The organism is Dialister micraerophilus DSM 19965 (assembly GCF_000194985.1).
GTDB classification, from domain to species: domain Bacteria; phylum Bacillota; class Negativicutes; order Veillonellales; family Dialisteraceae; genus Dialister; species Dialister micraerophilus.
Genome location: NZ_GL878519.1, coordinates 1,189,852 through 1,215,663, shown reverse-complemented (window position 1 = coordinate 1,215,663; position 25,812 = coordinate 1,189,852). Strand labels below are relative to the sequence as shown.

At 32.5% G+C, this 25,812-nt stretch carries 22 protein-coding genes and 1 other annotated feature; of the genes, 2 read left to right on the top strand and 20 right to left on the bottom strand.

Annotated elements, in window-relative coordinates; all coding sequences use genetic code 11:
• Positions 1 to 19 precede the first annotated feature (19 nt).
• Positions 20 to 502: an S-adenosylmethionine decarboxylase family protein gene (locus HMPREF9083_RS05790; protein ID WP_007554168.1), complete on the top strand. Its 483-nt coding sequence runs from the start codon at positions 20 to 22 to the stop codon at positions 500 to 502.
• Positions 503 to 547: 45 nt separating this feature from the next.
• Here the strand turns inward: HMPREF9083_RS05790 and pheT are convergent, their stop codons facing one another.
• The 13 genes from pheT to gap all read right to left on the bottom strand — a co-directional run bounded on the left by pheT (position 548) and on the right by gap (position 15,647).
• Positions 548 to 3,019, bottom strand: coding sequence for a phenylalanine--tRNA ligase subunit beta (gene pheT / locus HMPREF9083_RS05785; protein WP_007556458.1), 2,472 nt, complete (start codon positions 3,017 to 3,019; stop codon positions 548 to 550).
• Positions 3,020 to 3,035: 16 nt separating this feature from the next.
• A complete protein-coding gene (gene pheS / locus HMPREF9083_RS05780) occupies positions 3,036 to 4,241 on the bottom strand; it encodes a phenylalanine--tRNA ligase subunit alpha (RefSeq protein ID WP_007556457.1) in 1,206 nt (401 codons plus the stop codon).
• 43 nt (positions 4,242 to 4,284) lie between these two features.
• Positions 4,285 to 4,479: a binding site (T-box leader), on the bottom strand.
• Between the two features lie 8 nt (positions 4,480 to 4,487).
• Complete coding sequence (locus HMPREF9083_RS05775) at positions 4,488 to 5,624, bottom strand: acyl-CoA dehydrogenase family protein (protein WP_007556456.1); 1,137 nt, start codon at positions 5,622 to 5,624, stop codon at positions 4,488 to 4,490.
• 87 nt (positions 5,625 to 5,711) lie between these two features.
• Positions 5,712 to 6,926 (bottom strand): ABC transporter permease, encoded by a 1,215-nt coding sequence (locus tag HMPREF9083_RS05770; protein WP_007556455.1) that lies wholly within the window; start codon positions 6,924 to 6,926, stop codon positions 5,712 to 5,714.
• Positions 6,926 to 7,627 (bottom strand): ABC transporter ATP-binding protein, encoded by a 702-nt coding sequence (locus tag HMPREF9083_RS05765; RefSeq protein ID WP_007554184.1) that lies wholly within the window; start codon positions 7,625 to 7,627, stop codon positions 6,926 to 6,928. Before HMPREF9083_RS05765 ends, HMPREF9083_RS05770 begins: the two co-directional genes overlap by 1 nt.
• 1 nt (position 7,628) lies before the next feature.
• Positions 7,629 to 8,708 carry an efflux RND transporter periplasmic adaptor subunit gene (locus HMPREF9083_RS05760; RefSeq protein WP_035062745.1) on the bottom strand — a complete coding sequence of 360 codons (1,080 nt, stop codon included), beginning with the start codon at positions 8,706 to 8,708 and terminating at the stop codon, positions 7,629 to 7,631.
• A 123-nt stretch (positions 8,709 to 8,831) separates the two neighbouring features.
• Positions 8,832 to 9,686, bottom strand: coding sequence for a 16S rRNA (adenine(1518)-N(6)/adenine(1519)-N(6))-dimethyltransferase RsmA (gene rsmA / locus HMPREF9083_RS05755; protein WP_035062743.1), 855 nt, complete (start codon positions 9,684 to 9,686; stop codon positions 8,832 to 8,834).
• Positions 9,679 to 10,224, bottom strand: a complete 546-nt coding sequence (gene rnmV, locus HMPREF9083_RS05750) for a ribonuclease M5 (protein WP_007556451.1) — start codon at positions 10,222 to 10,224, stop codon at positions 9,679 to 9,681. The genes rsmA and rnmV overlap by 8 nt, the downstream gene beginning before the upstream one ends.
• Before the next feature lie 7 nt (positions 10,225 to 10,231).
• Positions 10,232 to 10,912, bottom strand: a complete 681-nt coding sequence (locus tag HMPREF9083_RS05745) for a response regulator transcription factor (RefSeq protein ID WP_007556450.1) — start codon at positions 10,910 to 10,912, stop codon at positions 10,232 to 10,234.
• A 477-nt stretch (positions 10,913 to 11,389) separates the two neighbouring features.
• Positions 11,390 to 12,682: a phosphopyruvate hydratase gene (gene eno / locus HMPREF9083_RS05740; protein ID WP_035062742.1), complete on the bottom strand. Its 1,293-nt coding sequence runs from the start codon at positions 12,680 to 12,682 to the stop codon at positions 11,390 to 11,392.
• A gap of 2 nt (positions 12,683 to 12,684) precedes the next feature.
• Positions 12,685 to 13,446, bottom strand: a complete 762-nt coding sequence (tpiA, locus tag HMPREF9083_RS05735; RefSeq protein ID WP_007556448.1) for a triose-phosphate isomerase — start codon at positions 13,444 to 13,446, stop codon at positions 12,685 to 12,687.
• A gap of 5 nt (positions 13,447 to 13,451) precedes the next feature.
• Positions 13,452 to 14,636 carry a phosphoglycerate kinase gene (locus HMPREF9083_RS05730; protein WP_007554221.1) on the bottom strand — a complete coding sequence of 395 codons (1,185 nt, stop codon included), beginning with the start codon at positions 14,634 to 14,636 and terminating at the stop codon, positions 13,452 to 13,454.
• 3 nt (positions 14,637 to 14,639) lie between these two features.
• A complete protein-coding gene (gene gap, locus HMPREF9083_RS05725; RefSeq protein WP_007556447.1) occupies positions 14,640 to 15,647 on the bottom strand; it encodes a type I glyceraldehyde-3-phosphate dehydrogenase in 1,008 nt (335 codons plus the stop codon).
• Between the two features lie 232 nt (positions 15,648 to 15,879).
• Here gap and HMPREF9083_RS05720 point away from each other — a divergent pair, with 232 nt between their 5' ends.
• The gene (locus tag HMPREF9083_RS05720) at positions 15,880 to 16,827 is read left to right on the top strand and encodes a nitronate monooxygenase (protein WP_007556446.1); all 948 of its coding nucleotides are present in this window, start codon (positions 15,880 to 15,882) and stop codon (positions 16,825 to 16,827) included.
• A gap of 44 nt (positions 16,828 to 16,871) precedes the next feature.
• Here the strand turns inward: HMPREF9083_RS05720 and lysA are convergent, their stop codons facing one another.
• The 7 genes from lysA to folB all read right to left on the bottom strand — a co-directional run bounded on the left by lysA (position 16,872) and on the right by folB (position 25,812).
• Complete coding sequence (lysA, locus tag HMPREF9083_RS05715) at positions 16,872 to 18,119, bottom strand: diaminopimelate decarboxylase (protein ID WP_007556445.1); 1,248 nt, start codon at positions 18,117 to 18,119, stop codon at positions 16,872 to 16,874.
• A gap of 61 nt (positions 18,120 to 18,180) precedes the next feature.
• Complete coding sequence (locus HMPREF9083_RS05710; protein ID WP_007554219.1) at positions 18,181 to 19,299, bottom strand: MGDG synthase family glycosyltransferase; 1,119 nt, start codon at positions 19,297 to 19,299, stop codon at positions 18,181 to 18,183.
• 135 nt (positions 19,300 to 19,434) lie between these two features.
• Positions 19,435 to 19,713, bottom strand: a complete 279-nt coding sequence (locus HMPREF9083_RS05705) for an HU family DNA-binding protein (protein WP_007554151.1) — start codon at positions 19,711 to 19,713, stop codon at positions 19,435 to 19,437.
• A gap of 256 nt (positions 19,714 to 19,969) precedes the next feature.
• Positions 19,970 to 21,571 carry a putative polysaccharide biosynthesis protein gene (locus HMPREF9083_RS05700; RefSeq protein ID WP_007556443.1) on the bottom strand — a complete coding sequence of 534 codons (1,602 nt, stop codon included), beginning with the start codon at positions 21,569 to 21,571 and terminating at the stop codon, positions 19,970 to 19,972.
• A 4-nt stretch (positions 21,572 to 21,575) separates the two neighbouring features.
• Entirely contained in the window at positions 21,576 to 24,956 is a 3,381-nt protein-coding gene (mfd, locus tag HMPREF9083_RS05695; protein WP_035062740.1) for a transcription-repair coupling factor, read from the bottom strand.
• A gap of 11 nt (positions 24,957 to 24,967) precedes the next feature.
• The gene (folK, locus tag HMPREF9083_RS05690) at positions 24,968 to 25,450 is read right to left on the bottom strand and encodes a 2-amino-4-hydroxy-6-hydroxymethyldihydropteridine diphosphokinase (RefSeq protein ID WP_007554149.1); all 483 of its coding nucleotides are present in this window, start codon (positions 25,448 to 25,450) and stop codon (positions 24,968 to 24,970) included.
• Positions 25,447 to 25,812, bottom strand: coding sequence for a dihydroneopterin aldolase (gene folB, locus HMPREF9083_RS05685; protein ID WP_007556440.1), 366 nt, complete (start codon positions 25,810 to 25,812; stop codon positions 25,447 to 25,449). The genes folK and folB overlap by 4 nt, the downstream gene beginning before the upstream one ends.

Genomic DNA, 25,812 nt, shown 5'->3' with positions numbered 1-25,812 from the left:
TAAAAACAAAGGAAAAAATATGAAACAATATATAGGTAAACAATTACTAATTGATTGTTATCGCTGCAACTTTGAAAATTTAATGCAGCAAGATCAAATAATCGCTACACTTACAAAAGCAGCTGAAGATATAAATATGGAAATTATAAAAAACTTCATTCTGCAAACAGACACAGATTTACTTGCAATAGTTTACGGAAATCAATCTTATATTTCTTTGAGGATATATCCTTTTTTAAATTATGCATCTATAGATATATATCTTTTCAATAAAGATTTATTACCATCTAAAGCAATGAAGATTTTCCGTGCTGCTTTATCTCCGGAACAAATTCGTGCAACAACGGTTAAAAGAGGCAATTTTAATTTACCTTTAGATATGAAACCTAAAACAAATACAAAATCCACCACAATGCATAAAATAAAAAATACAGGAAGAAAAATAAATAAAGCCGGCAAAAAAGTAGTTAATATAATCAACATAAAAAAATCAAGAAAATAATATCGGAGTAAGAAATTTCTTACTCCGATATTATTTTTTATTAAGTTATTCACGTAATGAAATATCTTCTTTTGAAAGTTCTTCAATTATTTTGTTTATCCATTGATTTACTTCTTCATCCGTTAAAGTTCTGTCTTTAAGCCTGAATTTTAAAGAATATGCCATACTCTTATAACCGGATTTAATTTGTTCACCTTGATATAAATCAAACAATTTTAAACTTTCCAAATATTTACCTGCGGCCTTACAAATAATATTTTCAACGTAGTTATTGGATTTTGATACCGGTACTGTTATTGCCAAATCACGTTCTACTGCAGGATATTTTGCAATTTTACTATAAATAATTTTTTCATCGGCATATTTATCCAAATTCTTGAGTTCCATAATAAAGCCGAAAACTTTTTCTTTAATGTTAAGAACATCAAGTACATTAGGATGAATTTCACCGAAAATTGCCAATACACAACCATCTTTTACAAATTCTGCTGAAATACCGGGATGAAGAGTAGGATGTGACGAACGTCTTATTTCATAATTCTTTATACCTATATTACTAAGAACATTTTCAACAATTGCTTTTATATCATAGAAATCATATTTTTTTACTTCGTTAGGATAACCTTCATTTTCGGTATTTCCGCACAAAAGTCCTGATATCATTACAACTTCTTCGGGCAATTCTTTCAACGGTAATTCTTTCGGATAATATACTTTACCTGTTTCGAAAATTGCTAAATTATTATTTTTCTGTGATAAATTATATTTCAATGTTCTGAAAAGCCCCGGAAGTAATGTCGTTCTCATAACAGGGTATTCTTCAGATATAGGATTTATAATCGGAATTGCTTTATTTACAAAATCTTTTTCAGTGTAATTCAATAACTTTAATGCATTCTTGTGCATAAAACTATATGTTAAAGTTTCAGTCATTCCGTTTTCTATCAAACTGTTTTGTACTTTTATAAGAGTTTCCATCTCTTTTGTCATTCGACCTTTAACAATTGCACTCCACGGTGTTGTATTCGGTATTTTTGAATATCCGTATACTCGTGCAACTTCTTCAGCCAAATCCGGCATTCCTGATTCTATATCCAATCTGAATAAAGGCACTTCCACTTTTAATTTATTTTCTTTTTCTTCAACAGTAAAACTTAAACGTGTCAATATATCAATTATTGTTTCTTTCGGAATATTCATCCCGATATATTTATTTATCTCTTCTACAGTTGTAATTACCGTTTGCTTTTCCTTCGGAACCGGATACAAATCCAATATATCTCTTGCAACAGTACATGCATTTTGTTCCAAAAGAATTTGACAGAATCTGTTTAAGGCATCTAAAGACGCTTCAGGATTTACTCCTTTTTCATATCGTCCGGATGCTTCAGATCTTAGTCCTAATCTACGAGATGTTCTACGAATTGATGCACTGTCAAAAACTGCAGATTCCAACAAAATGTTTTTTGTTTTATTTGTTACTTCAGAATCTAATCCACCCATTACACCTGCAATACAAACCGGACCTTTTTCATCTGCTATAACTAAATCTGTCGGTAATAATTTTCTTTCTTTTTCATCAAGAGTAATAATCACTTCATCTTTTTTTGCATGTCTGCAAGTTAATGAATGTCCGCTTATTTTATCATAATCATACGTATGCAACGGTTGCCCCATTTCAAGCATTACATAATTTGCAGCATCTACAACATTATTAATAGGTCTTATACCGTTACTGCGCAATCTGTTTTCTATCCATTCAGGTGATCTGCCTATTTTTACATTTTCAATAAGTCTTAAACCGAATCTAGAGCAATATTCCGGATTTTCAATTGCCAAATCTGCTCTGCCTTTAATAGTTTCACCTTTTTCTTCAATAGATATTTCAGGTAAATTGACTTTTCTTTTAAAAATGGCTCCGACTTCTCTTGCCATTCCTATCATACTGAAGCAATCTGCACGATTTGCAGTAAGCTCCATTTCATAAATTACATCATCCAAATCATACAATGTTGTAAAATCTATTCCTATGGGTGTAGATTCAGGCAATATCATAATGCCTTCAGATTCCACTCCTATAAATAAGTTGCAGTCAAGCCCCAATTCCCCAACGGAACACATCATTCCATCAGATTGTACACCTCTTAGTTTGGATTTTTTTATTTTTATATCGCCTTTTGCCAATCCTCCTGGTTTGCTTGCATCATGTTTAGCAGGTAAATGTGCACCGTGCAAAGCCACGGGAACAATTTGACCAACCTTTACATTCGAGGCTCCTGTTACTATTTGTATAGTATCTTTTTCACCGATATCCAATTGACAAACAACTAATTTATTTGCATCAGGATGTTTTTCTATTTCTAATATTTTACCCGTTTTCACATTACTTATACCTTTAGCAGGATATACTACATGCTCAACAGGAATCCCGTCTACAGTTAATGTCTCAGCCATATCTTCTGCATTTATCCCTTGTATATCAACAAGAGTTGCAAGCCATTTTAAAGAAACGTTCATTTATATATCCCCCTTATTAAAATTGTTTCAAGAATCTCATATCATTTTCATAGAACAGTCTCAAATCATCAATTCCATATAACAACATTGCTATACGTTCTATACCCATACCAAATGCAAATCCGCTCACTTTTTCAGGATCATAACCATTCAATCTCAAAACATTTGGATGAACCATTCCGCAACCTAAAATTTCCAACCAATCCGGTTCATCATTCTTCGTTGAAAATGCAATATCTACTTCAGCACTCGGTTCTGTAAACGGGAAATAACTTGCACGGAAGCGAATTCGTGTATCTGAACCGAATAAATTTTTAAGGAATACTTCCAATGTTCCTTTTAAGTCTGCAAAAGAAATTCCTTTATCAACTACCAACCCTTCTACTTGATGAAATACAGGTGAATGTGTTGCATCATTATCCCAACGGAACACTTTGCCTGCCGCAATCATTCTTATCGGACTGTTCGGTTCATGCCTTTGCATTGTTCTGGCTTGAACGGGAGATGTATGTGTTCTTAAAAGAATGTCCGGTGTTATATAGAAAGAATCTTGCATATCACGTGCCGGATGATCTTTTGGCAAATTCAAACAATAAAAATTATAGTAATCTTTTTCAATTTCAGGTCCTTCTTCTACAGAATAACCCATACGAATGAATGTATCCATTATTAATCGCATAGCTTTATTTAATGGATGGATATGCCCTATTTTATGATGTCTTGCAGGTAAAGTAATATCTACAGTTTCCTTTTCAATTCGTGCTTTCAATCTTTGCTGTTTAAATTCTTGAACTTTATTTTTTTCCAAGCTTTCAATCATTTCTCTTACTTCATTTGCAATTGCTCCAATAACGGGACGTTCTCCCCCTCTTAAATCTTTCATACTGCGAAGTATAGAAGTAAGTTTACCCTTTTTACCTAAAAAAGAAATTCTTATTTCTTGAAGCTCTTTTTCACCGATACATTTTACTATTTTCAGCTTTGCATCATTTTGCATTTTATTTAAATCTTTCTTTAAAGACTCCAAAAGATTTGAATGCAATTCATTTGCAACATCGGTTAAACTATTTTTTTCTTCATCCGATAATTTTTTTATTTTTGAAAGAACGTCGGATATTTCCGCTCTAACAGAAGAATATGAATCGCTTTCACCGAGCTGCTTGGTTTTACCTGATAATTCTTCAGCTTTCTTTGTCAGCTCTTCAATTAATTTTTTGTCCATTTCCTTTCCTCCCGAAAAATTTAAGAAATAAAAAAACGCCCCTAAAAGGGGCGAATAATATCCGCGGTACCACCCTACTTTGTACTCTTAAGCTTGTAACGCAGCCAACCGTTTATTCTACTTATTTTCAAATAAATACTCAGAAGTGAATAGATTTGAAATATTCCTCCGGCGTCCCACTATCGCCGAATCCCTTTGCGAATACCGACTCAAATCACGTCTTCATCATTGCTTTTCTGTATTATATCAATATCTTACTCCATTTGCAATTACTATCTTTTGAACTTGATTTGTTCCTTCATAAATTTGCATAACTTTTGCATCACGCATATATTTTTCATTGGGATTTTCTTTTGAATATCCGTTTCCACCCATAACTTGCACCGATATTGTGCTTACTTCCATCGCTACATCAGATGCATAAGCTTTGGCCATAGGTGAAAAAATTCCTTTTGACGGCATATCATTATCAAGCATCCAGCATGCTTTTTGTACCAATGCTCTTGCCGATTCGGTTTTTATAACCATATCCGCAATCATATCTTGCACCATTTCAAATGATGATATTTTACTACCGAATTGTTTTCTCTGATGTGCATAACGAACTGCAGATTCCAATGATGCTTGTGCAATACCTACAGATAATGCGCCTACAACAGGACGAGATTTTTCAAGTGTTTTCATTGCAATTTTAAATCCCATACCTTCACGCCCCAATCTCGAAGATTCAGGAACAAAACAATCTTCAAATATAATTTCAGATGTTGTAGATGCACGTATACCCATTTTATCTTCTTCTTTACCTATAGATACACCTTTTGAATTTGAATCTACAATAAATGCCGTTAACCCTCTAATTCCTCCGGTTTTTCTTGTATTTGTAAATACTACTATTTTTTCGGCAATCGAACCGTTTGTTATAAAACATTTCGTACCGTTCAGTATATACCCACCATCCACTTTTTGAGCATGACAGGCTACTGCACCCGCATCGGAACCCGCACCCGGTTCTGTAAGTGCAAAAGCAGCAATTCCACCATTATTAATAAAATTGCAAAAACTGCTTTTTTGTTCTTCAGTACCTGCAATTAAAACAGGATAACTTGCTAAGGCATTAGCCATACAAATAGTTGCAACACCTGCACAACCTTTGCTTAATTCTTCAGTAATCATTGAAACGGTTAATAAATCGAGCCCGGCACCTCCATATTCTTTAGGAATTGCCAAAGCTGTCATACCTGTTTTTTTCAATATGTCCAATAATACAGAATCCATTTTACCTGTTTTATCAATTTCCAAAGCACGTGGCGCTATTTCGTTTTCTGAAATATTTCTTGCCAAATCTATAAGTTCACGTTGTTCGAGTGTAATAGAAAAATCCATATTTTCCTCCTCATATCAATATCAATTACAAATTATTATAACAGAAAATTGTCCATATAAAAAAGAAGGAAACTGTCATTCCTTCTTTTATTCATAGTGTAATGCATCTATAGGATTTAATTTTGCAGCTTTTTGTGCCGGATAAAGACCGAAAACCAATCCCACAGCAACCGAAAATATAAATGAACCTATTATAGGACCGAAATAAATTACAGTTTTTATCCCCGTTAACAACCCCACCAATTTAGTTGCACTTACACCTAAAATCATTCCTATAATTCCACCTGAAAGACTTATAAATATCGCTTCTATAAGAAATTGTGCAACAATCATATTATAAGTTGCCCCCAAAGCTTTTCTTATCCCGATTTCTCTTGTGCGTTCAGTTACAGAAACAAGCATTATATTCATAATACCTATTCCGCCTACAAGTAGTGAAATGCTTGCAATACTTCCTAAAAATAAAGTAAGCATTTGAGTTGTATCTCCCAAGAAATTCATTAAATCTCTTGAGTTCATTATAGTAAAATCATTGTCTGCACTTCCAATTAATCTGTGTTTTGCCCTAAGCAAATTTGTTACATCAACTTCTACTTGAGGCATAACTTCTATAGATGAATAAGTTAAAACTATAGCATTTAAGTAATCTATTCCAACTATACGTTCCTGTACAGTACTGAACGGAGCCAAAATACGATCATCTTGATCAAAACCGAATAACAAACCTTTAGGTTCAAGAACACCTATAACAGTAAACGGCATATTATTTACACGAATTTTTTTACCTATCGGAGATATTTCTCCAAAAAGATTATTTGCCACAGTCTTACCTAAAACAACTACTCTTTCACGATTAACATATTCTTTTTCAGTCCAAAGTCTTCCTTCTATCAATTTTTGATCTGTCATTGTAATATATTCGGAATTAACTCCCGATATATCGGTATTCCAATTTTTATTACCGTTTACAGCCACATATTGTCCATGCACTAACGGAGATGCATTTTTTATGTTCGGTAACTTTTTTATAGCTAAATAATCTTTATAAGATAAGCTTTCCAAAGCCCCTGTTCTTTCGCTACCGTACTTACTTCTGCTTCCCGGATGTATTGCAACTATATTTGAACCGAGTCCTGAAATTTTACCTTCTATCCTGTCTTGAATTCCAAACCCCAATCCCAACAAAACAATCACGGCAGTAATTCCTATAATTATTCCAAGCATCGTAAGCAAGGAACGTAATTTATTACTTTTTACTGCATCCCATGCCATCCACAAACTTTCAACATAAATATTATTCATCACAAAGATCCTCGTATATCTTTATAAATCTCTCCGTCCGAAAGTATTATATGTCTTTTTGCATATTCGGCAACATCATCTTCATGAGTAACAAGAATCAAGGTTTTACCTAATTCATTTAATTGAGAAAAAACTTCCATAACTTCTTTAGTTGAACGACTATCCAAATTACCTGTAGGTTCGTCTGCCATAATAATAGCCGGATCATTCATCAATGCACGTGCTATTGCTACACGCTGCTTTTGACCTCCTGACAATTCGGAAGGCATATGATGTATTCTGTCTTTTAACCCTAATCCTTCTAAAATTTTAATTGCACGAGCCTTTCTATCTTGCTTATATGTACCACCATAAACCGTAGGCAATATAACATTATTTAAAGCGGATAATCTGGGTAACAAATTAAATCCCTGAAACACAAAACCTATTTTTCTGTTACGTGTATATGCCAATTCATCTTCAGACAAATCAGATACTTCATTACCGTCCAACAAATATGAACCTGATGTAGGCTTGTCCAAACATCCCATAATGTTCATCAATGTAGACTTTCCTGTACCTGATGCTCCCATAATAGATAAAAACTCTCCATTAGAAACAGACATACAAATATTTTTCAATACGGAAACTTCTTGTGTTCCTATAATATATTTCTTTTCAATTTTATCCAGTTTAATGATATTTTTACATTTGTTATTCATATTATTTACCCTGATGTCCAACTTTTTCTTTTGCTGAAACTTCAGTTTTTTCTTGTTCTACAACTCCACTTACTACAATTTTATCGTTTTCAGCCAACCCCGACAAAATCTCAATTTCGGTTTCAGATGTTAAACCGGTTGTTACATATACTTTTTCCAAAGTTTTACCCGATTGTTTATATACATAAGAACCGTTTACGTCACTTCTTATAGCTGTAACCGGAACTTTCAAAGCATTTTTATTCTCATTTCCTCTTATAGATGCTCTTGCCGTCATAGAAGGATACAATCCATCTTTATCGTTATCATCAACATCTACATAAACAGTATAATGAACTACAGCTGCGGCAGCACCCGTTTTTTGTTTTTCTTTCCGTGAAATATCTGAAACTTTTCCATGAAATATTTTCCCCGGATATGCATCTACGGTAAATTCTACATACTGTCCGATTTTTACCAAACCTATATCCGTTTCATCTACTAAAAGTTCTATTCTCATAGAAGAAAAATCTGCAATAGTCATAATTACCATTTGACTCGAAAGTCCTTGTGATAAAGTTGTACCCTCTTTCATAGGTTCGCCTATTACATACCCGTCTATAGGTGCCACAATTTCAGTCTCATCCATATCGGTTTTGGCTTTTTCATATAAAGCTTTACTGTTAAGATAATCCAACTTGGCATTTTCAAGCGCTTGCAGTGAAATTGCATTTTCATCATAAAGCTTTTGCATTCTGTTATAATAAGATTCTTTATTAATCAATGTATTTTGTGCTTGATGAAATGCATCACCTATACCTCTTGAAAAAACAGTTGCAAGCACTTGACCTTTTGTTACATAATCGTTTTGTTTTACCATAACTTTTTCCAGAGTTCCGGATAAAACCGTTGACAAATCAACTCTGTTTACCGGTTGAATTGTACCTGTAGCATCAATCGTTGATACTATATCTCCCCTGGTCACATTACCTAAAACATATTCTACTTTTTTATCATGCTGAGTAAAAAATTTCCAATACACAAAAAAAATGAGAGAAACAATAACTACTACAATTGCAAAAATCGTTAGCTTCTTTTTCATTAAGGCCTCCCTATAAAATAAATATATAAAAATATACATATTAGTAATAAATTATATCATAAAATTAATGTATAATCACTATTGTCAATTAAACAAAATAAAAGAATGAGTTTCCTCATTCTTTTATTTTATCAAATTATTCCACTCATTTGCCAAACGTGCATATTCTTCCATAGAAAAAGTTTCCCCGCGTCTTTTACCATCTATACCCGCTTTAAATAGAATTTCATTTATCATATCTTTAGGAATTCCACCGGATTTCATAGCATTTGTGAAAACTTTTCGTCTCTGTCCGAAACCCATTTTTACCAATCTGAAAAATAATTTTTTATCATTCACCTCAACTGCAGGTTTATCTCTCTTTTTCATTTTAAGTATAGTAGATGTTACAGCCGGTCTTGGTATAAATGCAGTAGGAGGTATATCCATAATATGTTCAACTTCACAATAAAATTGAACTGCTATAGACAATGCACCATATGCTTTTGTCCCCGGTTTTGCAGAAATCCTTTCTGCAACTTCTTTTTGCATCATAAATACAAATGTGGATATCGGAAAATCGGATTGAACTAAATATAAAAGAATAGGTGTAGTTATATAATACGGTAAATTAGCTGCAACACTCCAATTCTTACCATCTAAAATTTTATATAAATCAGCTTTTAAAACATCTTCAAAAATTATTTTTACATTAGTATATGGTTCTAATGTATGTTGTAATATGTTTTCTAACGATTTATCAATTTCAAAAGAAATTACATTGGCTCCTGTTTGTGCCAAAGCTTGTGTTAAAGTTCCTATGCCTGAACCGATTTCCATTACATTTGAATTTTCATTAAGTTCCGCTGCATATGCAATTTCCTTAACAATATCCGGACGAATTAAAAAATTTTGTCCCAACTTGTGCTTTGTTCTTATACCGAATCTTTTCATTAAATAATATACAACTTGTTTGTCAGCCAAATTTACTTCAATCATTTTCATCTCCACACATACGTATAGCTTTATTCCAATCATCTCGAGTAATTCCGAAATGATTCAATTTTTTTAAAAATTGCTTGGAATTTCCATAACCGATTCCTAATAATGCACCTACTTTATTACGTTTTTCAACACATTTTTCAGCACCCGAAAGATTATTTTCTATTAAATCTTTCATTGAAAATTCTTTTGAATCTTTTTGATAATTAATTTTTAAATTTAATAAAGCTTCACGTATAGATTCACAACTTGCGTTTTCAATACCTACATCTTTTGAAGTAGATGCTTTTGATTTCGGTATAAATGCATGCAAAGCATCAGGAAAAAGACGAGTTAAACGCTTACGAATTTTTTCTCCGGGTCCATCCGGATCTGTAAGTATAATAATACCACGTTTTTCATAAGCAAATCTAATTTCTTCAACAACAACAGACCGGAGGGATAACCCTCCGGTCGTTATTACATCTGCTTCTACCGCTTGCTTTATGCGTGCTTCATCAGATTTTCCTTCTACAATTATAACTTGACGTATCATAAAACTCTCAATCTCTTACAACATAACCTATTCCACGTACGGTATGAACATACTTTTTGCCGAATTTTTCATCAATTTTGCTACGAATATATCTAATATAAACGTCTACAATATTAGTTTTTCCGGAATACTCATATCCCCAAACTTTTTTCATTATTTCATCACGCTTGAGCACTCTGTTTTTATTTTTAACTAAAAACAATAATAAGTCAAACTCTTTCTTAGTTAACTCAATAACATTTTCACCTATTCTCACTTCATGTCTTTCAGGATATATATACAAATCTTGAATATTGAAAGAAGGATCTACGACAATCTGTGGTTCTTTATGTCTACGCAACAATGCATGAATTCTTGCAACAAGTTCTTTCGTTGCATATGGTTTTACCAAGTAATCATCAACACCGGACTCAAAAAGTTGAACTTTCTTTTCAACATCTGCATCCGATGAAATAACAACAATCGGCAAAGAACTTACGGCTCTGACATCTGAAATCAATTTTGAACCTTCGATGTCCAATGAATCGGAATCTAAAATAATTACATCTACTTGTTTTTGTCCCGCAAGATCTACAGCTGCTTCTCCACTATAATCAACTAAACAAGTAAAATCAGCTTCTTCCAATTTCCCCTGAATAAAATGTGCTACATTTATGTCTTTCTCTATAATCAACACACAATTTCTCACAATAAACCCTCCGCAAAGTTTAATAACAAATTACAACATTAAAAATTATTTATATATTGTGTAAAATGATACTGCTATAATAGCACACAAATTCAGTTTTTCAAGAGTTTTTTAATCTCTTTATATTAAAAAAATTATACTTTTATGACCAACCTCTTTAATTTTTGATTTTAGTTAATATTTTTTATCATAACAACCTAAATTATATGGCGCTTTTTATATTCATAAATCGAATTGTTTTGGTTAAAATATATGATTTTTTGTTATAAGTCTCACTACTACTCAGATAATTAAAAAATACTTATGTAAGATACAAAATTGACTACATTAATAAAAAAATATATAAAAAAAATTTATTGCCTTATTAAAAAAATCATTTATTTATCTTTATTTTTCTATTAACTAAAAAAAGTAGCACTTTTATGTTTCATTTGATTCAAAATTTAATGTTTACATAAAAGTGCTACTTAAGAAATGTTATTTAAATCTGTTTAATTTATTTATTTCCAAACTGCCATATAAAGCATCTGTATCAAGAATTTCTTCTATTCTCAACAATTGATTATATTTCGCTACTCTTTCAGTACGTGCAGGAGCTCCGGTTTTTATTTGTCCTGCATTCATCGCAACAGCTATATCTGCAATAGATGTATCTTCAGTTTCACCAGAACGATGTGAAATTATCGTTGTATATCCGTTACGATGTGCCATCTGTATAGCGTCAAAAGTTTCTGTCAGAGTTCCGATTTGATTTAATTTAATTAAAATTGAGTTTCCGACTTTTAAATCAATTCCTTTTTTCAAACGTTCAGTGTTTGTGACAAATAAATCATCACCTACCAACTGAACTTTATTACCTAAAGTTTTTGTCATTAATGACCATCCGTCCCAGTCATCTTCTGCCAAGCCGTCTTCAATAGATACAATAGGATAATTTGAAACAAGATTTTCATAAAATTCAATCATTTCTTCAGCAGTTTTAGCTTTTGATTCACCGGTTAAATAATATAATCCGTCATCTTTTAAAAGTTCAGATGCTGCTACATCTGTTGCTAAAACAATATCTCCGCCTACAGAGTAACCTGCTTTCACAATTGCTTCACAAATCATTTCCATTGCAGATTCATTTGATGATAAATCAGGAGCAAATCCTCCTTCATCACCTACTGCGGTTGAAAGTCCTTGTTTTTTTAATACATTTTTTAAAGAATGATATACTTCGGAACACATCATCAATGCTTCTTTGAATGATTTGGCTCCTACAGGCATAATCATGCTTTCTTGTATATCTACATTATTATCTGCATGAGCTCCGCCGTTTATAATATTCATCATAGGAACAGGTAGTCTGCAAGCATTTATACCTCCCAAATATTGATACAACGGTAATCTGCAAGAAATTGCACCTGCATTTGCTGCTGCCAAAGATACACCCAAAATTGCATTGGCACCTAATCTCTTTTTGTTCTCAGTTCCGTCCAAGCCTATCAATATTTGATCAAGACCTCTTTGGTCTGTAATTTCCCATCCTATCAATGCATCTGCAATTTCACCGTTTACATTTTCAACTGCATTGAGCACACCCTTGCCTAGATAACGTTCCTCATCATTATCTCTAAGTTCTACAGCTTCATGAATACCTGTTGATGCTCCCGAAGGAACACAAGCTCTTCCATATGAACCGTCTTCCAAAAAAACATCTACTTCAACCGTAGGATTTCCTCTGGAATCCAATATTTCACGTGCATGTATTTCATTAATTGCAGCCATCATTATACTCCTTGAGTCAAAATAACTTTATTATATATTTCTCTAAATTTAGCTGTATCTAAACTTGCTCCTCCAATAAGAGCTCCATCTATATCTTTTTCTTTTATGAAATCAGATATATTCAAACTGTTTACGCTTCCTCCGTATAAAATTCTCACAGATTCTGCATATGTTTCACCATGTATATTTGCAATATAATTTCTTATATTTTGTGCAATTTTTTGTGCATATTCCGGTGTTGCGGATTTTCCGGTACCTATAGCCCAAACAGGTTCATATGCAACAACAGGTATTATTTTTTCATTTTTACTTATTTTTGAAAATACAGATTCGATTTGAGTTTTTATCTTTAATAACGCTTTTCCTTCTTTTATATCTTTTTCATTTTCTCCTACACAAAGTATGGGAGTCATCTTTTCATCAATAACGGATAATACTTTCTTAACTATTATTTCATTGTTTTCATTAAAAATATCTCTTCTTTCCGAATGCCCGCAAATAACATAACTGCATCCAAGTTCAGAAAGCATAATCGGAGAAATTTCGCCGGTAAAAGCTCCAAATTTTTCAGGATACACATTTTGCGCACCCCATTTTATAAAACTGTTTTTCAGTATTTTACTCATAGCTGAAATACTGATAAACGGCGGACATATTAAAAGTTCTATATTTTTATTTTCAATATTCAAATTCTTTAAAAAATCTATAGCTTGCTTTTCGGTGAAATTCATCTTCCAATTTCCCGCAATTAATATGGACCGCATACAAATTACTCCTTATCTTGTAAAATTGCAACGCCCGGCAAAATCATTCCTTCTAACATTTCCAATGATGCACCTCCGCCTGTAGATACATGAGAAAATCTATCTTCAATTCCCAACTGATCCACAACAGATGCAGATTCTCCTCCACCTATAACAGTTTTAGCATCCAATTCTGCAATCGCTTCAGCTATAGTAAATGTACCGTCTGAAAAAGGTTTCATTTCAAAAACACCCATAGGTCCGTTCCATACTACCGTTTTCATCTTTTTCAGAACTTCTACATACTTAGATATTGTCTTGGGCCCTATATCCAGCGCCATCCACGGATCTTCAAATTCATTTGCTTCCAAAACTTTTGTTTTTGCATTTGAAGAAAATGAATCTCCGGCTTTGAAATCCACCGGCAACATAATTACCGAACCCATTTCTTTCGCTTTATCCATTAAGTCACGTGCCAAATCAAATCTGTCTTTATCTTGAAGAGACTGTCCCATGTCATAGCCTTCCGCCGCTACGAAAGTATTTGCCATACCGCCACCGATTAAAATAACATCGGCTTTTTCCATTAAATTTGCAATTACTTGTATTTTATCTCTTATTTTAGCGCCTCCAATAATTGCTGCAAATGGACGCTCAGGAGATTCCATAAGTCCTCCTAAAAAATCTATTTCTTTTTTCAGCAATAATCCTGCCACCATAGGTAATTTTTTACCTACACCTGCAATTGAAGCGTGCATACGATGCGATACACCGAAAGCATCGTTTACGGCCAATTCACAACCTTTTATCAACTGTTCCACGAATTCAGAATCATTTTTTTCCTCTTCTGTATGGAATCTTAAATTTTCGAGCAAAAGTACTTCACCTTGCTTCAGTTGAGATTTTTTTATTTCAACTTCTTCACCTATACAGTCATCGGCAAAATATACTTTTTGTCCCAATAATTCAGATAATCTTTCCGCAACAGGTTTAAGTGACAATTCTCTTTTTACTTCACCTTTAGGTCTTCCCATATGACTTGCAATAACAATTGATGCACCTTCTTTAATAAGGTATCTCAACGTAGGAATTGTTGCTCTTATTCTTCTGTCATCTGTAATACCGTACTCATTATGCGGAACATTATAATCTGTACGTAAATAAATTTTCTTGTTTCTTACATCAACATCATAAATAGTTTTCTTTTGCATATTTTATAATCCTTTTGATGCAATAAATGCTACTAAATCAATAATTCTCATGGAATAACCCCATTCGTTATCATACCATGCAATAACTTTTACCATTTTATCTTCCATAACCATAGTTAATAAACTGTCTATTGTAGTACTTACATCAGTTGTTTTAAAATCACTCGAAACTAAAGGCTCATCAGTGTATGCAAGAATTCCTTTCATTTGGCTCTCAGATGCTTTTTTAAATGCTGCATTTACTTCTTCAACAGTTACTTTACTCTTAAGCTCACACGTTAAGTCAACCATAGATACGTCAGAAGTCGGAACTCTTACAGACAGTCCGTTTAATTTACCTTTCAATTCCGGTATAACAATTCCGATGGCTTTTGCGGCACCTGTACTTGTAGGAATCATATTTTCTGCGGCAGCACGTCCACGTCTAATGTCTTTTTTATGAGCTTTTTCCAAAATGGCTTGATCGTTTGTATACGAATGAATTGTTGTCATTAAACCGTAGTTTATTCCAAAATTTTCTTGAAGAACTTTTACAACAGGTCCTAAACAATTCGTTGTACATGAAGCGTTGGATACTACGTGATCTTTTTCAGGATTATAAACATCTTCATTTACACCCATAACGATAGTTGTAATACTGCCTTTTCCCGGAGCTGTAATTACAACTTTTTTAACAGTGCCTTTTATATGTTGTCCTGCACATTCTTTATCTTTAAGTTTTCCGGTAGATTCAACAACTATTTGAGTACCGTATTTACTCCAGTCCAACTTCGACGGATCACGATCCATAAATACATGAATTCTTTTCCCATCTACAATTAAATCTTCACCGTCGATTTCAACCGATTTTCCCAATCTTCCATGAACAGTATCATATTTCAATAAATATGCAGCCGTTTCAACTCCGCTCGGATTATTAATTGCAACTATTTCTAAATCATCTCTTTCCAAAAGACCTCGAAATACCAATCTGCCGATTCTTCCAAATCCGTTAATTCCGACTTTTATCATATAGTTGCCCTCCTAGAGCCAATAAATAAAATAATGCACACATTCTAAATTATTAAATATAAAAACTATATATTTTACACAATTAGTATATCACGTCAATCTTTTTTGAACAATATTTAGTAACTTTTAGTGAATAAGTGTACCATTAATTGATAAATATAAAAAACAGTAATAAAATAGAGATAACATATTTTACAAATTAAATTATTTACAATAAAGGAGAATTTATACTATGTGGAACACAGAGCTGACAAAACTTCTTAATATTGAATATCCTATTATTCAAGGTGGAATGGCACATATTTCAGATGCAAAACTTGCTGCTGCGGTTCGTAGTGCCGGCGGTGCAGGTGTTATGGCATCTGGCGGATTTTCCGTTGATGAAGTTCGTAAAAATATAAAATTATATAAAGATATAATGGGGAAAAATCAATGTTTCGGTGTAAATATAATGATTAAAGCGCCTAATAAAGATGATATTTTACAATTAGTTTGCGATGAAAAGGTTCCCTTTGTTACATTAGCTGCAGGAGATGCATCACCATATTTCAGCACACTTCAAACTAATGGAATAAAATGTATTCCTTTAACAACAACTTTAAAATCTGCTATATATATGCAAGAAAAAGGTGCTGATGCATTAATATTGGAAGGTATGGAGTCCGGAGGTCATGACGGAAAAATTACAATTATGTCATTAATGCAAAATATTGTTCCTTCAATAAAAATTCCTATTATTGCTGCAGGAGGTATCGTTGATGGCAAAGGTATTGCAGCAGCTTTAATTTTAGGTGCATCCGGTGTTCAAATAGGCACACGATTCCTCATATCCGAAGAATGTGCGATACATGAAAATGCAAAAAATGCCATCATAAATGCCACAGATACAGATTCTACGGTAACAGGTTTTTCAACAGCAGCAAGTGTTAGAGGACTAAAAAATAAATTTTCTGAAAATTATATTTCAAAAGAATATAACGGCGCATCGCAATCAGAATTAGATTCATTAGCAACAGGCACTCTTGAAAAAGGTATGCTCCAAGGTGATATTGAAAACGGATACGTACTTGCAGGAATGTCACTGGTTAAATTAAATAAAATATTACCTGCAAAAGAAATTGTTAAAGAATTAATTTATGAGACTGAACTTGCTTTAAATAAAGCTCCTAATCTTATTTGATAATTAAAAACACGTTTCACTTCAAAGTGGAACGTGTTTTAATTTTATAATCCCGGAAAATCAAGAGTTGAAAATAAATCATTTAAAGTTTCATTTCTTCTTATTTTTTGAATTGTACCGTCCGAATGTAATAATAATTCTTGATGTCTGAGTTTACCGTTATAATTAAATCCCATTGAATGTCCATGAGCTCCTGTATCATGTATAACAATCAAATCACCTTTTAAAATTTTCGGTAATTTTCTGTTTATTGCAAATTTATCATTATTTTCACATAAAGAACCCACGATATCATAAATTTGAGTTTCATTTGTATCTTCCTTGGAACAAACTGTAATTTCATGATATGCACCGTATATTCCGGGTCTCATTAAATCTGCCATACAAGCATCTACACCTATATATTTTTTATAAATATTTTTATGATGTATAACTTTTGTTACCAAGTATCCATATGGTCCGGTAATTGCTCTTCCACATTCAAAACTCAATTGAGTTTTTTCAAATCCGCTCATCATTGATTTAAACAACTCATGAGTTCTTTTTCCCAATTCAAATAGATTTACAGCTCTATCATCAGGATGATAAGGTATTCCTATTCCTCCACCGAAATCTATAAAATCTACAATTACATTAAATTTTTCTCTTATTTCAATTGCCAACTCAAACAACATTCTAATATTGGCTATTAATACATCCAATGTTAATTCTGATGAAACAATCATCGTATGTATGCCTATAAACGGTATTTTAAGTTTTTTAGCTATTTGTACGCTTTCAAGAAGTTGTTCTTTAGTCATTCCATACTTTGCATCTTCAGGCTTTCCTATGAAATTATTTCCTATGGATACTTTATTTCCCGGATTATACCTAAATGAAATTTTTTCCGGAATAATTTTTAATCTTTCCAAATCTCCAAACATTGATATATCATCCAAATTAATAATAGCTCCTAAAGAATTTGCTTTTATAAATTCTTCATCGGCAGTATTATTTGATGAAAAAACAATTTCCTTTCCTTTTAAGCCTACAGCTTCTGCCAAAATCAACTCTGCCATCGAACTGCAATCTGCACCTATACCCATGTTATGTAATAATTTTAAAATCCAAGGATTGGGTGTGGCTTTTACTGCAAAATATTTATAAAAATTTGAGCACCAAGAAAAAGATTTTTTAAAATTATTTATATTATCTTCAATACCTTTTTGATCATATATATAAAAAGGAGTGCCATATTCTTCTGCAATTTTATATAAACGATGTTCTGTAATAGGTAATTTTTTCAGAACCATAAATAAGTCCTCCTAAAATATTTTGTTCTATTTTAACACAAGAAATAAAGAAAGAAACACTTCAAGTATTTCTTTCTTTATTTTTCATCAAATTATATAAAATTTTTACAACTTCTTTTGCACTTTGTACGGTATTTGCTCCACAGGCTTCAGCCATTTGTTTCCTTTTTTCGGAATTTTGCAAAATACTTTCTACCGCTTCCGACAACTCTCCACGTTTAACCCACAATGCACAACCCTTATTAACCATATAAGATGCATTTGCTCTTTCTTGTCCCGGCAAAGTATTTACAAGTACCATAGGTAATTTCAACATCATGGCTTCAGTACAGCTCAATGCCCCGGGTTTAGTTACCAAAATCTCACTTCTTTTCATTATTTCTGCAACTTTATTTGTATAACTATGTAATTCCACAGGATGTATCAGATGTTCCGACAATGCCGATACATCTTCATAGAGACTAATATTTTTACCTGTAATAACAATAAATTTTTTTATTTCTTTTACTTTATCCAAACGTTTTAAATTATCGGTTATATCTCCAAGTCCTAATCCTCCACCCATCAAAAGCACCGTTCCTTTTTCAGGTGTTATGTTGTCCGAAACTTCATAAAACGACTTTCTTATCGGTATCCCGGTAGAATAAATCTTATTTGAATCAATTCCATAATTTTTTAGATGTTCGGCCAAATTATCGGTTGCTACGCATAATGCATCCAATTCTTTATCTATCCACAGTTGATGTATATCAAAGTCTGTAATAACACCCAACAACGGAATTTTTATTATTTCTTCTTTTTTCAATAAATTTGCGGCAGCAGCCGGAAACGGATGAGTAAATATTAAAGCATCAGGATTTAATACTTTAATTAATTTTTTCATTCTGTTTTTAAAACTCCAAGAAACTAAAATTTGTGAAGTTTCTCCAAAACGACTTTTCTGCGAATTACTATATAAACTGTCATAAAGTTCCGGAAATAATTCAATCATCTTCAAGTACGATTTTTTTATCATTGAATCAATAGAAAAAAAATCTCTTGAAACAAAATCTAAAACTCTTACACTATCTTGCGGATGTTCTTCCTTGATTGCTTCTGCAATCGCTCTTGCAGCTTGACTGTGTCCTGTCCCTATACTTGCCGTTAAAATAAAAAAACGACGAGATCTTTGTTTTTCCATTAATATCACATTCCATTTCATAAGCTTTTTTAATTATAGAGGAAAGAGCTGCAAAGGTAAAGAAATTTAAAATCTTTTATAAAATTAAAAAGCAACACCGCGCTGTGCAATGTTGCTCTTTAATTCTATATTACATTATTTTGCATTTACTTTTTCTTTCAACTGCTTGCTTACACGGAATGCAGGAGCCTTAGATGCAGGAATCTTAATCGGCTTCTGTGTTGAAGGATTGTGACCTTCTCTTGCTTTACGTTCACGAACTTCAAATGTTCCGAATCCGATTAACTGAACCTTTTCTCCTTTTACCATAGCATCTGAAATAACATCAATAACTGCTTTAACTGCTTTTTCAGCGTCTTTCTTTGTCATTTCAGCCTTCTGTGCTACTGCCGTAATCAATTCCGTTTTATTCATATTTAAACATCCTCCTTGAATTAAATGCGATTATATTCACTTAACAAAAATATAATAACATTTTCTGTCTTTTATAGAACACGGACTATAAAAAATAAAAATTAACAAATATAATCGCTTATACAAGCACTTTCAGTCGCCAGTGCCCTATGGAACTGACTTTCTACTGAATTATACACGTTATATCATCTCTTGGCAAGGATATTTGCATTTTTTATGCTTTAAATCTGATTTTTTTATATATATCAATCTTCAATCAGCTCTTAATGCTTAATTTTCTTATAATTTTCGCTAATTTATTTCCTATTTTCGGTATTCTTACTACATCATCTTCTTTTACCGCTTTAATCAAAATAATTGATGCAACATATACTACAATACCTGCAATTATTGAAAATACTGTCGGTATAGTATTTCCTTTTACTATACTATGCAATCCGTTATAAACTCCATAAACTGCCGCACCCATAATGAAAGCTGAAATAAATATTTTTATTGTATGAATCCAATCCATCATATATTTTCTGTATTTATACAAAAATATAAGATTTAAAACAGCTGCAACACCAAAGTCTGCATTTGTTGCCCATGCAGCTCCAAGTACTCCGAAACAAGGTATCGCGGTTAAATTCCACGATAAAACAACTTTCACGGTAGCACTTATAACCATGTTTATAAAAGGTATTGAAGTTTTGCCCATACCTTGTAGTACACCTGTTGTTACTTGTTGAATTCCTAAAAGAAATATACCAAAACTCATTACTGCTATGGATGGTCCGGCATCCGGAATAGCATAAAGCATCGTCGAAATAGGAGTTGCAATTACACACATTCCTATAAAAGAAGGAATTGTAACAAGATTTGATAAACGAATTGCGGTATCGGTTCTTGAGATAATAACTTCTTCTTTTTTTTGTGCTATAGCTTCAGAAATTACAGGAACAAGGCTTGCAGCAAGTGATGCTGTTACAATGGTAGGCATATTCACTAGTGATGTTGCCATACCGGTCAAATATCCGAACAATGTTGTTGCTTGTTCGACATTGTATCCTGCTACTTCCAATCTCTGCGGAACTATAAATAAATCTATATTTGAAACTATAGGAAGCATAATATTTGCTAATGATACAGGTATTGCCAAAACTAAAAGTCTTTTTATAATTTCAAAACTTCCTTGAGGTTTTATACTTAAATCTTGTTCATGTGCCAATTCATTTCGCCAATTGCGTGTAGTATAGAAAAATGCAATCAAAACCATTATTCCCATGAAGGCACCGGGAGCCGCACCAAGTGTTGCTCCTGCAGCACCGAATTCCAATCCATAAGGTAATAATATAATTGCAAAAATAATCATGGCCGCTACTCTGACTACTTGTTCTATAATCTGCGACACTGCAGTAGGTGTCATTAATTGCAATCCCTGGAAATAACCTCTCAATGTTGCAAGCATAGTTGCACAAAAAATAGCCGGAGATAAAGCTAAAAGTGACCAGTAAGCTCTTTCGTCACGAACCATACCGGAATCAACCAACCATTGTGCGCCGAAAAATAAAAGAACACTGAAAAACAATCCGGTGGCCGCCAACGATATCATTGATATACGGAAAACTTTTTGACCACCAAGATAATCATGTATGGCATTTCTTTCCGCAACCATAATTGAAATCGCAACAGGTAATCCTGCAGAAGATACAGATAAACACAGCAAATAAATAGGATATGCCATTTGGTATAATCCTATACCTTCACCGCCGAGCAATCTTGATAAGTATATACGACTGAATGCACCTATAAATTTTACAATAATACCTGCCACGGCTAAAACCATAGCACCTTGTATAAAAGTATTTTTACGCACTTTTTCACCTATGAATTTCTTTCAATATTTTATCAATAAATTCTGATATCCAATCCGTTATATTTTCTTGAATAGCAGCTTTATTAATTCTAACACGAGCAGGAGAACCTGGCAAAATATGTATTTTCATAAGGATTTCTTTTGGAAGATTCATCCAATTTATTTTTTTCAGACACTCTTCTGCTGCCCATGTAATCAATACAGTCTTACCTTCATCCATTATCGAACCGATCCCCAGTTCACTTGCTTTAATACGCATTTCTGCAATTTTAAATAATCGCTTCACAGGCTCTGTAGGAGTACCGTATCTATCAATTACTTCATCAATGAAATCATTTAATTCTTCTATAGATGTAACGGACGACAGTCTATAATAAATTTCCATTTTACTGTTATCATTATCTATATAATTTTTATCCAAATACGCTTCTTGCCTGAATTCAATCATTGCGTGATGAATTTTTTTAGGTATTGGAGTTTTATATATTTTTGCGCGAAGTTTAGATACTTCTTCTTCCAACATATTACAATATGTAGAAAACCCTATATTGTAAATATTTCCATGTTGTTCTGAACCTAAAAGATTTCCTGCACCTCTTATTTCCAAATCTCTCATTGCAATTTTAAATCCGCTACCTAGTTCCGTAAACTCACGAATTGTATTTAAACGCTTTTCGGCAACTTCCGAAAGAACTTTATCTTTTCTATAAAAAAAGTATGCTTTAGCAATTTTATCGGATCTTCCGACTCTACCTTTCATTTGATAAAGCTGAGATAATCCCATAAAATCGGCATCATAAATAATAATGGTATTTGCATTAGGTTGGTCTAATCCATTTTCTATAAGTGTAGTACATAATAATACGTCATATTTATCTTGATAAAAATCAAACATGACTTTTTCAAGTTCACTGCCTTTCATTCTTCCATAAGCTACACCTATACGTACTTTTCCCTTAAATATTTTTTCAAGCCTGTCTTTCATCATATCTATACTTTCGATACGATTATAAACAAAATAAACTTGACCGTTTCTTTCTTTTTCTCTTAAAACCGCTTCTTTAACAATATCTTCATTGTATTCAATTACATATGTTTGTACTGCATGCCTGTTCTGAGGTGCTTGCGTAATTGCAGCCATATCACGTACTCCGGATAAACTCATATGTAAAGTTCTCGGTATAGGTGTTGCAGATAAAGTAAGTATATCAATTCCGCTTGTCAATGACTTCCATTTTTCTTTTTGAAATACTCCGAAACGTTGCTCTTCATCTACAACCAAAAGTCCTAACCTTCTGCAATTTATAGACTTTGATAAAACACTGTGAGTGCCTATCAAAACATCTATTTGCCCTGATTTCAAACCAGATAATATCTTATTTTTTTCACTTGTTTTTACAAAACGATTTAAAAGTTGAACATTAACTCCGAATTTATTCATTCTTTCTGAAAAAGTTTTAAAATGTTGACTTGCCAAAACCGTTGTAGGGCAAAGTACTATAGATTGATATCCGCTCATTACACATTTAAATACGGCACGCATTGCAACTTCAGTTTTACCGAACCCTACATCTCCACACAAAAGCATGTCCATAGGTGTGGAAGATTCCATAGATTTTTTTATTTTTTCCGTTGCAGATAATTGATCGGGGGTTTCTACATATTCGAAAGCATCTTCAAATTCAATTTGCTCACTGCTGTCAGGTAAAAAAGAAATCCCTTTTGCTAATTGACGCTCTGCATATACTTTTAATAATTTTTCCGCCAATTCTTTTATGGATTTTTTTGCTTTATTTCGAATTCGTTCCCATTGAATACCGCCCATTTTATTTAAAGCAGGAACTTTTCCTTCCGGACCTATGTATTTTTCAAGCGTTCGTATTTTTTCCATAGGTAAATATAATTTATCATCACCTGCATACTGTATTGTTACATAGTCACGATGAATACCGTCAATTTCTATAGTATTGACCCCTATATATTTTCCTATTCCATGAGATCTCTGAACTACATAATCCCCGACTTTCAAATCTGAAAAGTATCGTACTTGTTTTCCTTGAGAAAATTTAGCAAAACGTTTTTTCTTATGTTTACCGAAAATATCTCCCGCAGAAAATACAACAAAAGATGAAGAAGGTACTTCAAAACCTCCTGATATTGTTCCGTTTGTAAGGTATACTTCACCGTTTTTTATTTCTTTTGATATATTTATTCCGAAATCGGAAAATAAATTTTGTAATTCTTTATAAATTGAAATACTTGGAGCTAAAACAATAACACTCCATTTTCTTTCAAGCAATTTTCTTAAATCTTCTATAAAAATCTGAATTTGTCTTTGATAATTCGTAACGGTCTGACCGTCCCAATTAAAAGATGATTGTATTTCTATTCCTTCAATTTTTTGTTTTAAAAGTGAAAAGAATGTACATTTTCCTATATTTTCTTTTTTGTTTAAAATATTGATTACGTAATTCCAGTCAAATGCTTTTTCTTTGTTCTCTTTTTCCTCTTTAAAATATTTCTTTAACTGTTCTTTACATCTTGACGGTTCATCAAAAATCAAATGACTGTTATTTAAATATGAAAATATACAATCATCAATTTCCATTCCTATAGTTACAGGAAATATAGTAGCTTTATTTAAACCGCTTACAGATCTTTGAGTATCTTTATTAAAATACCTTATATTATCTACAACATCTCCAAAAAATTCAATTCTTATCGGATTTTCCTCATTTATTGAAAATATATCAAGTATATCTCCTCTTATAGAAAAATGCCCTACTCTCTCAACTTGATCTACACGTTCATATCCCAAATCAACTAATTTGTTTAATATTCTTCCACGAACAATTTCATCTTGAAGAGAAATTGTCCATGTCTTTTGAATTACATTTATTTTAGACGGTATTTTTTGCATTACCTCTACTATTGATGCTATCACAACTACATCTTTATTATCGTATAATGCCGCTAAAGATTGTACTCTGTCCCTTAATCTTTCCGTACTGCTATATGTAACTTCAAAATTTACCTTATCCATAATCGGGAAAAATAAAACTTGTTTTTCCGGCATAAAAAACTTAATATCTTGATTCCATAAGAATATATCTTTCTGTTCAGGAACAATAATCAATGTAGAATTATTATTTTTTAAAATTGAGGTAAGATATGCTTTTTGCGCTCCAAAAGCGCCGGATATCATATTTATTTTACCGGCGTTGTATTTATTTAAATCATTTTTTATGTAAGATTTATTATTTAAAAAATCAATAATCTCTTTACCTGCATATAAATTTACTTCATAATCATCTTTTTTTATTTTTCCTAAAATGTTTTTTGATGGAAGAGTTACTACATTGGCATATTCCGTCTTATCATTCATAAAATTCACCTTTACCACTGCAATTTATATTTGATTACATCTTCATAACCGTTAAGCTCTTCTATTCTATTTTTTATAGTTTGATTTTTAAATTTAAATTCAGGTCGTATATCACATAGCGGAATCAAAACAAAAGCTCTATCCCAGAAAAACGGATGCGGTATTTTTAATGTTTTCGTATTTACATATACATCATCAGCATAAATAATATCTAAATCCAATGTCCGAGGTCCCCAATGTACAATTCTTTTTCTTCCAAATTCTTTTTCGACCGAAAGCAAATATTTCAACAATAAATCCGGTCCTTTATCAAAATTAATTTCTATTACAGAATTTAGAAATACAGGTTGATCTGTTTTACCCCATGGTTTTGTTTTATAAAGTGCAGATTTCGAAATAATTTTACAACCTTTACATTCCAAACTTTTACATGCGCATTTAAATATTTCTTCACTTGCACCTTGATTGGATCCCAATGCTATATAGTACTTCATATCTCACGCTTCTTTTGTATGGTAATAACTATGTCATCCAATATTCCTTGAATCGGTGCTCCGGGTTTATGTACGGATGTTGTTACTGCTTTAACATCGGAGTAATTATTTAATATCTCTTCATTTATTTTCCCCGCAAGTCTTTCCAGCAGTTTGCAAGAATCCTCTTCCACAATTCTTTCCACTCTTTTAAAGACCTCTGCATAATTAACAGTTTTTTCTAATGAATCTGTTTCAGATGCTTGAGATAAATCCAATTTCATAATTAAATCAACATATATACGTTGTCCTATTCTTCGTTCTTCTTTATCTGTTCCATGATGCCCGAAGAAAGACATATTTTTTAAAAAAATCTCATCCAT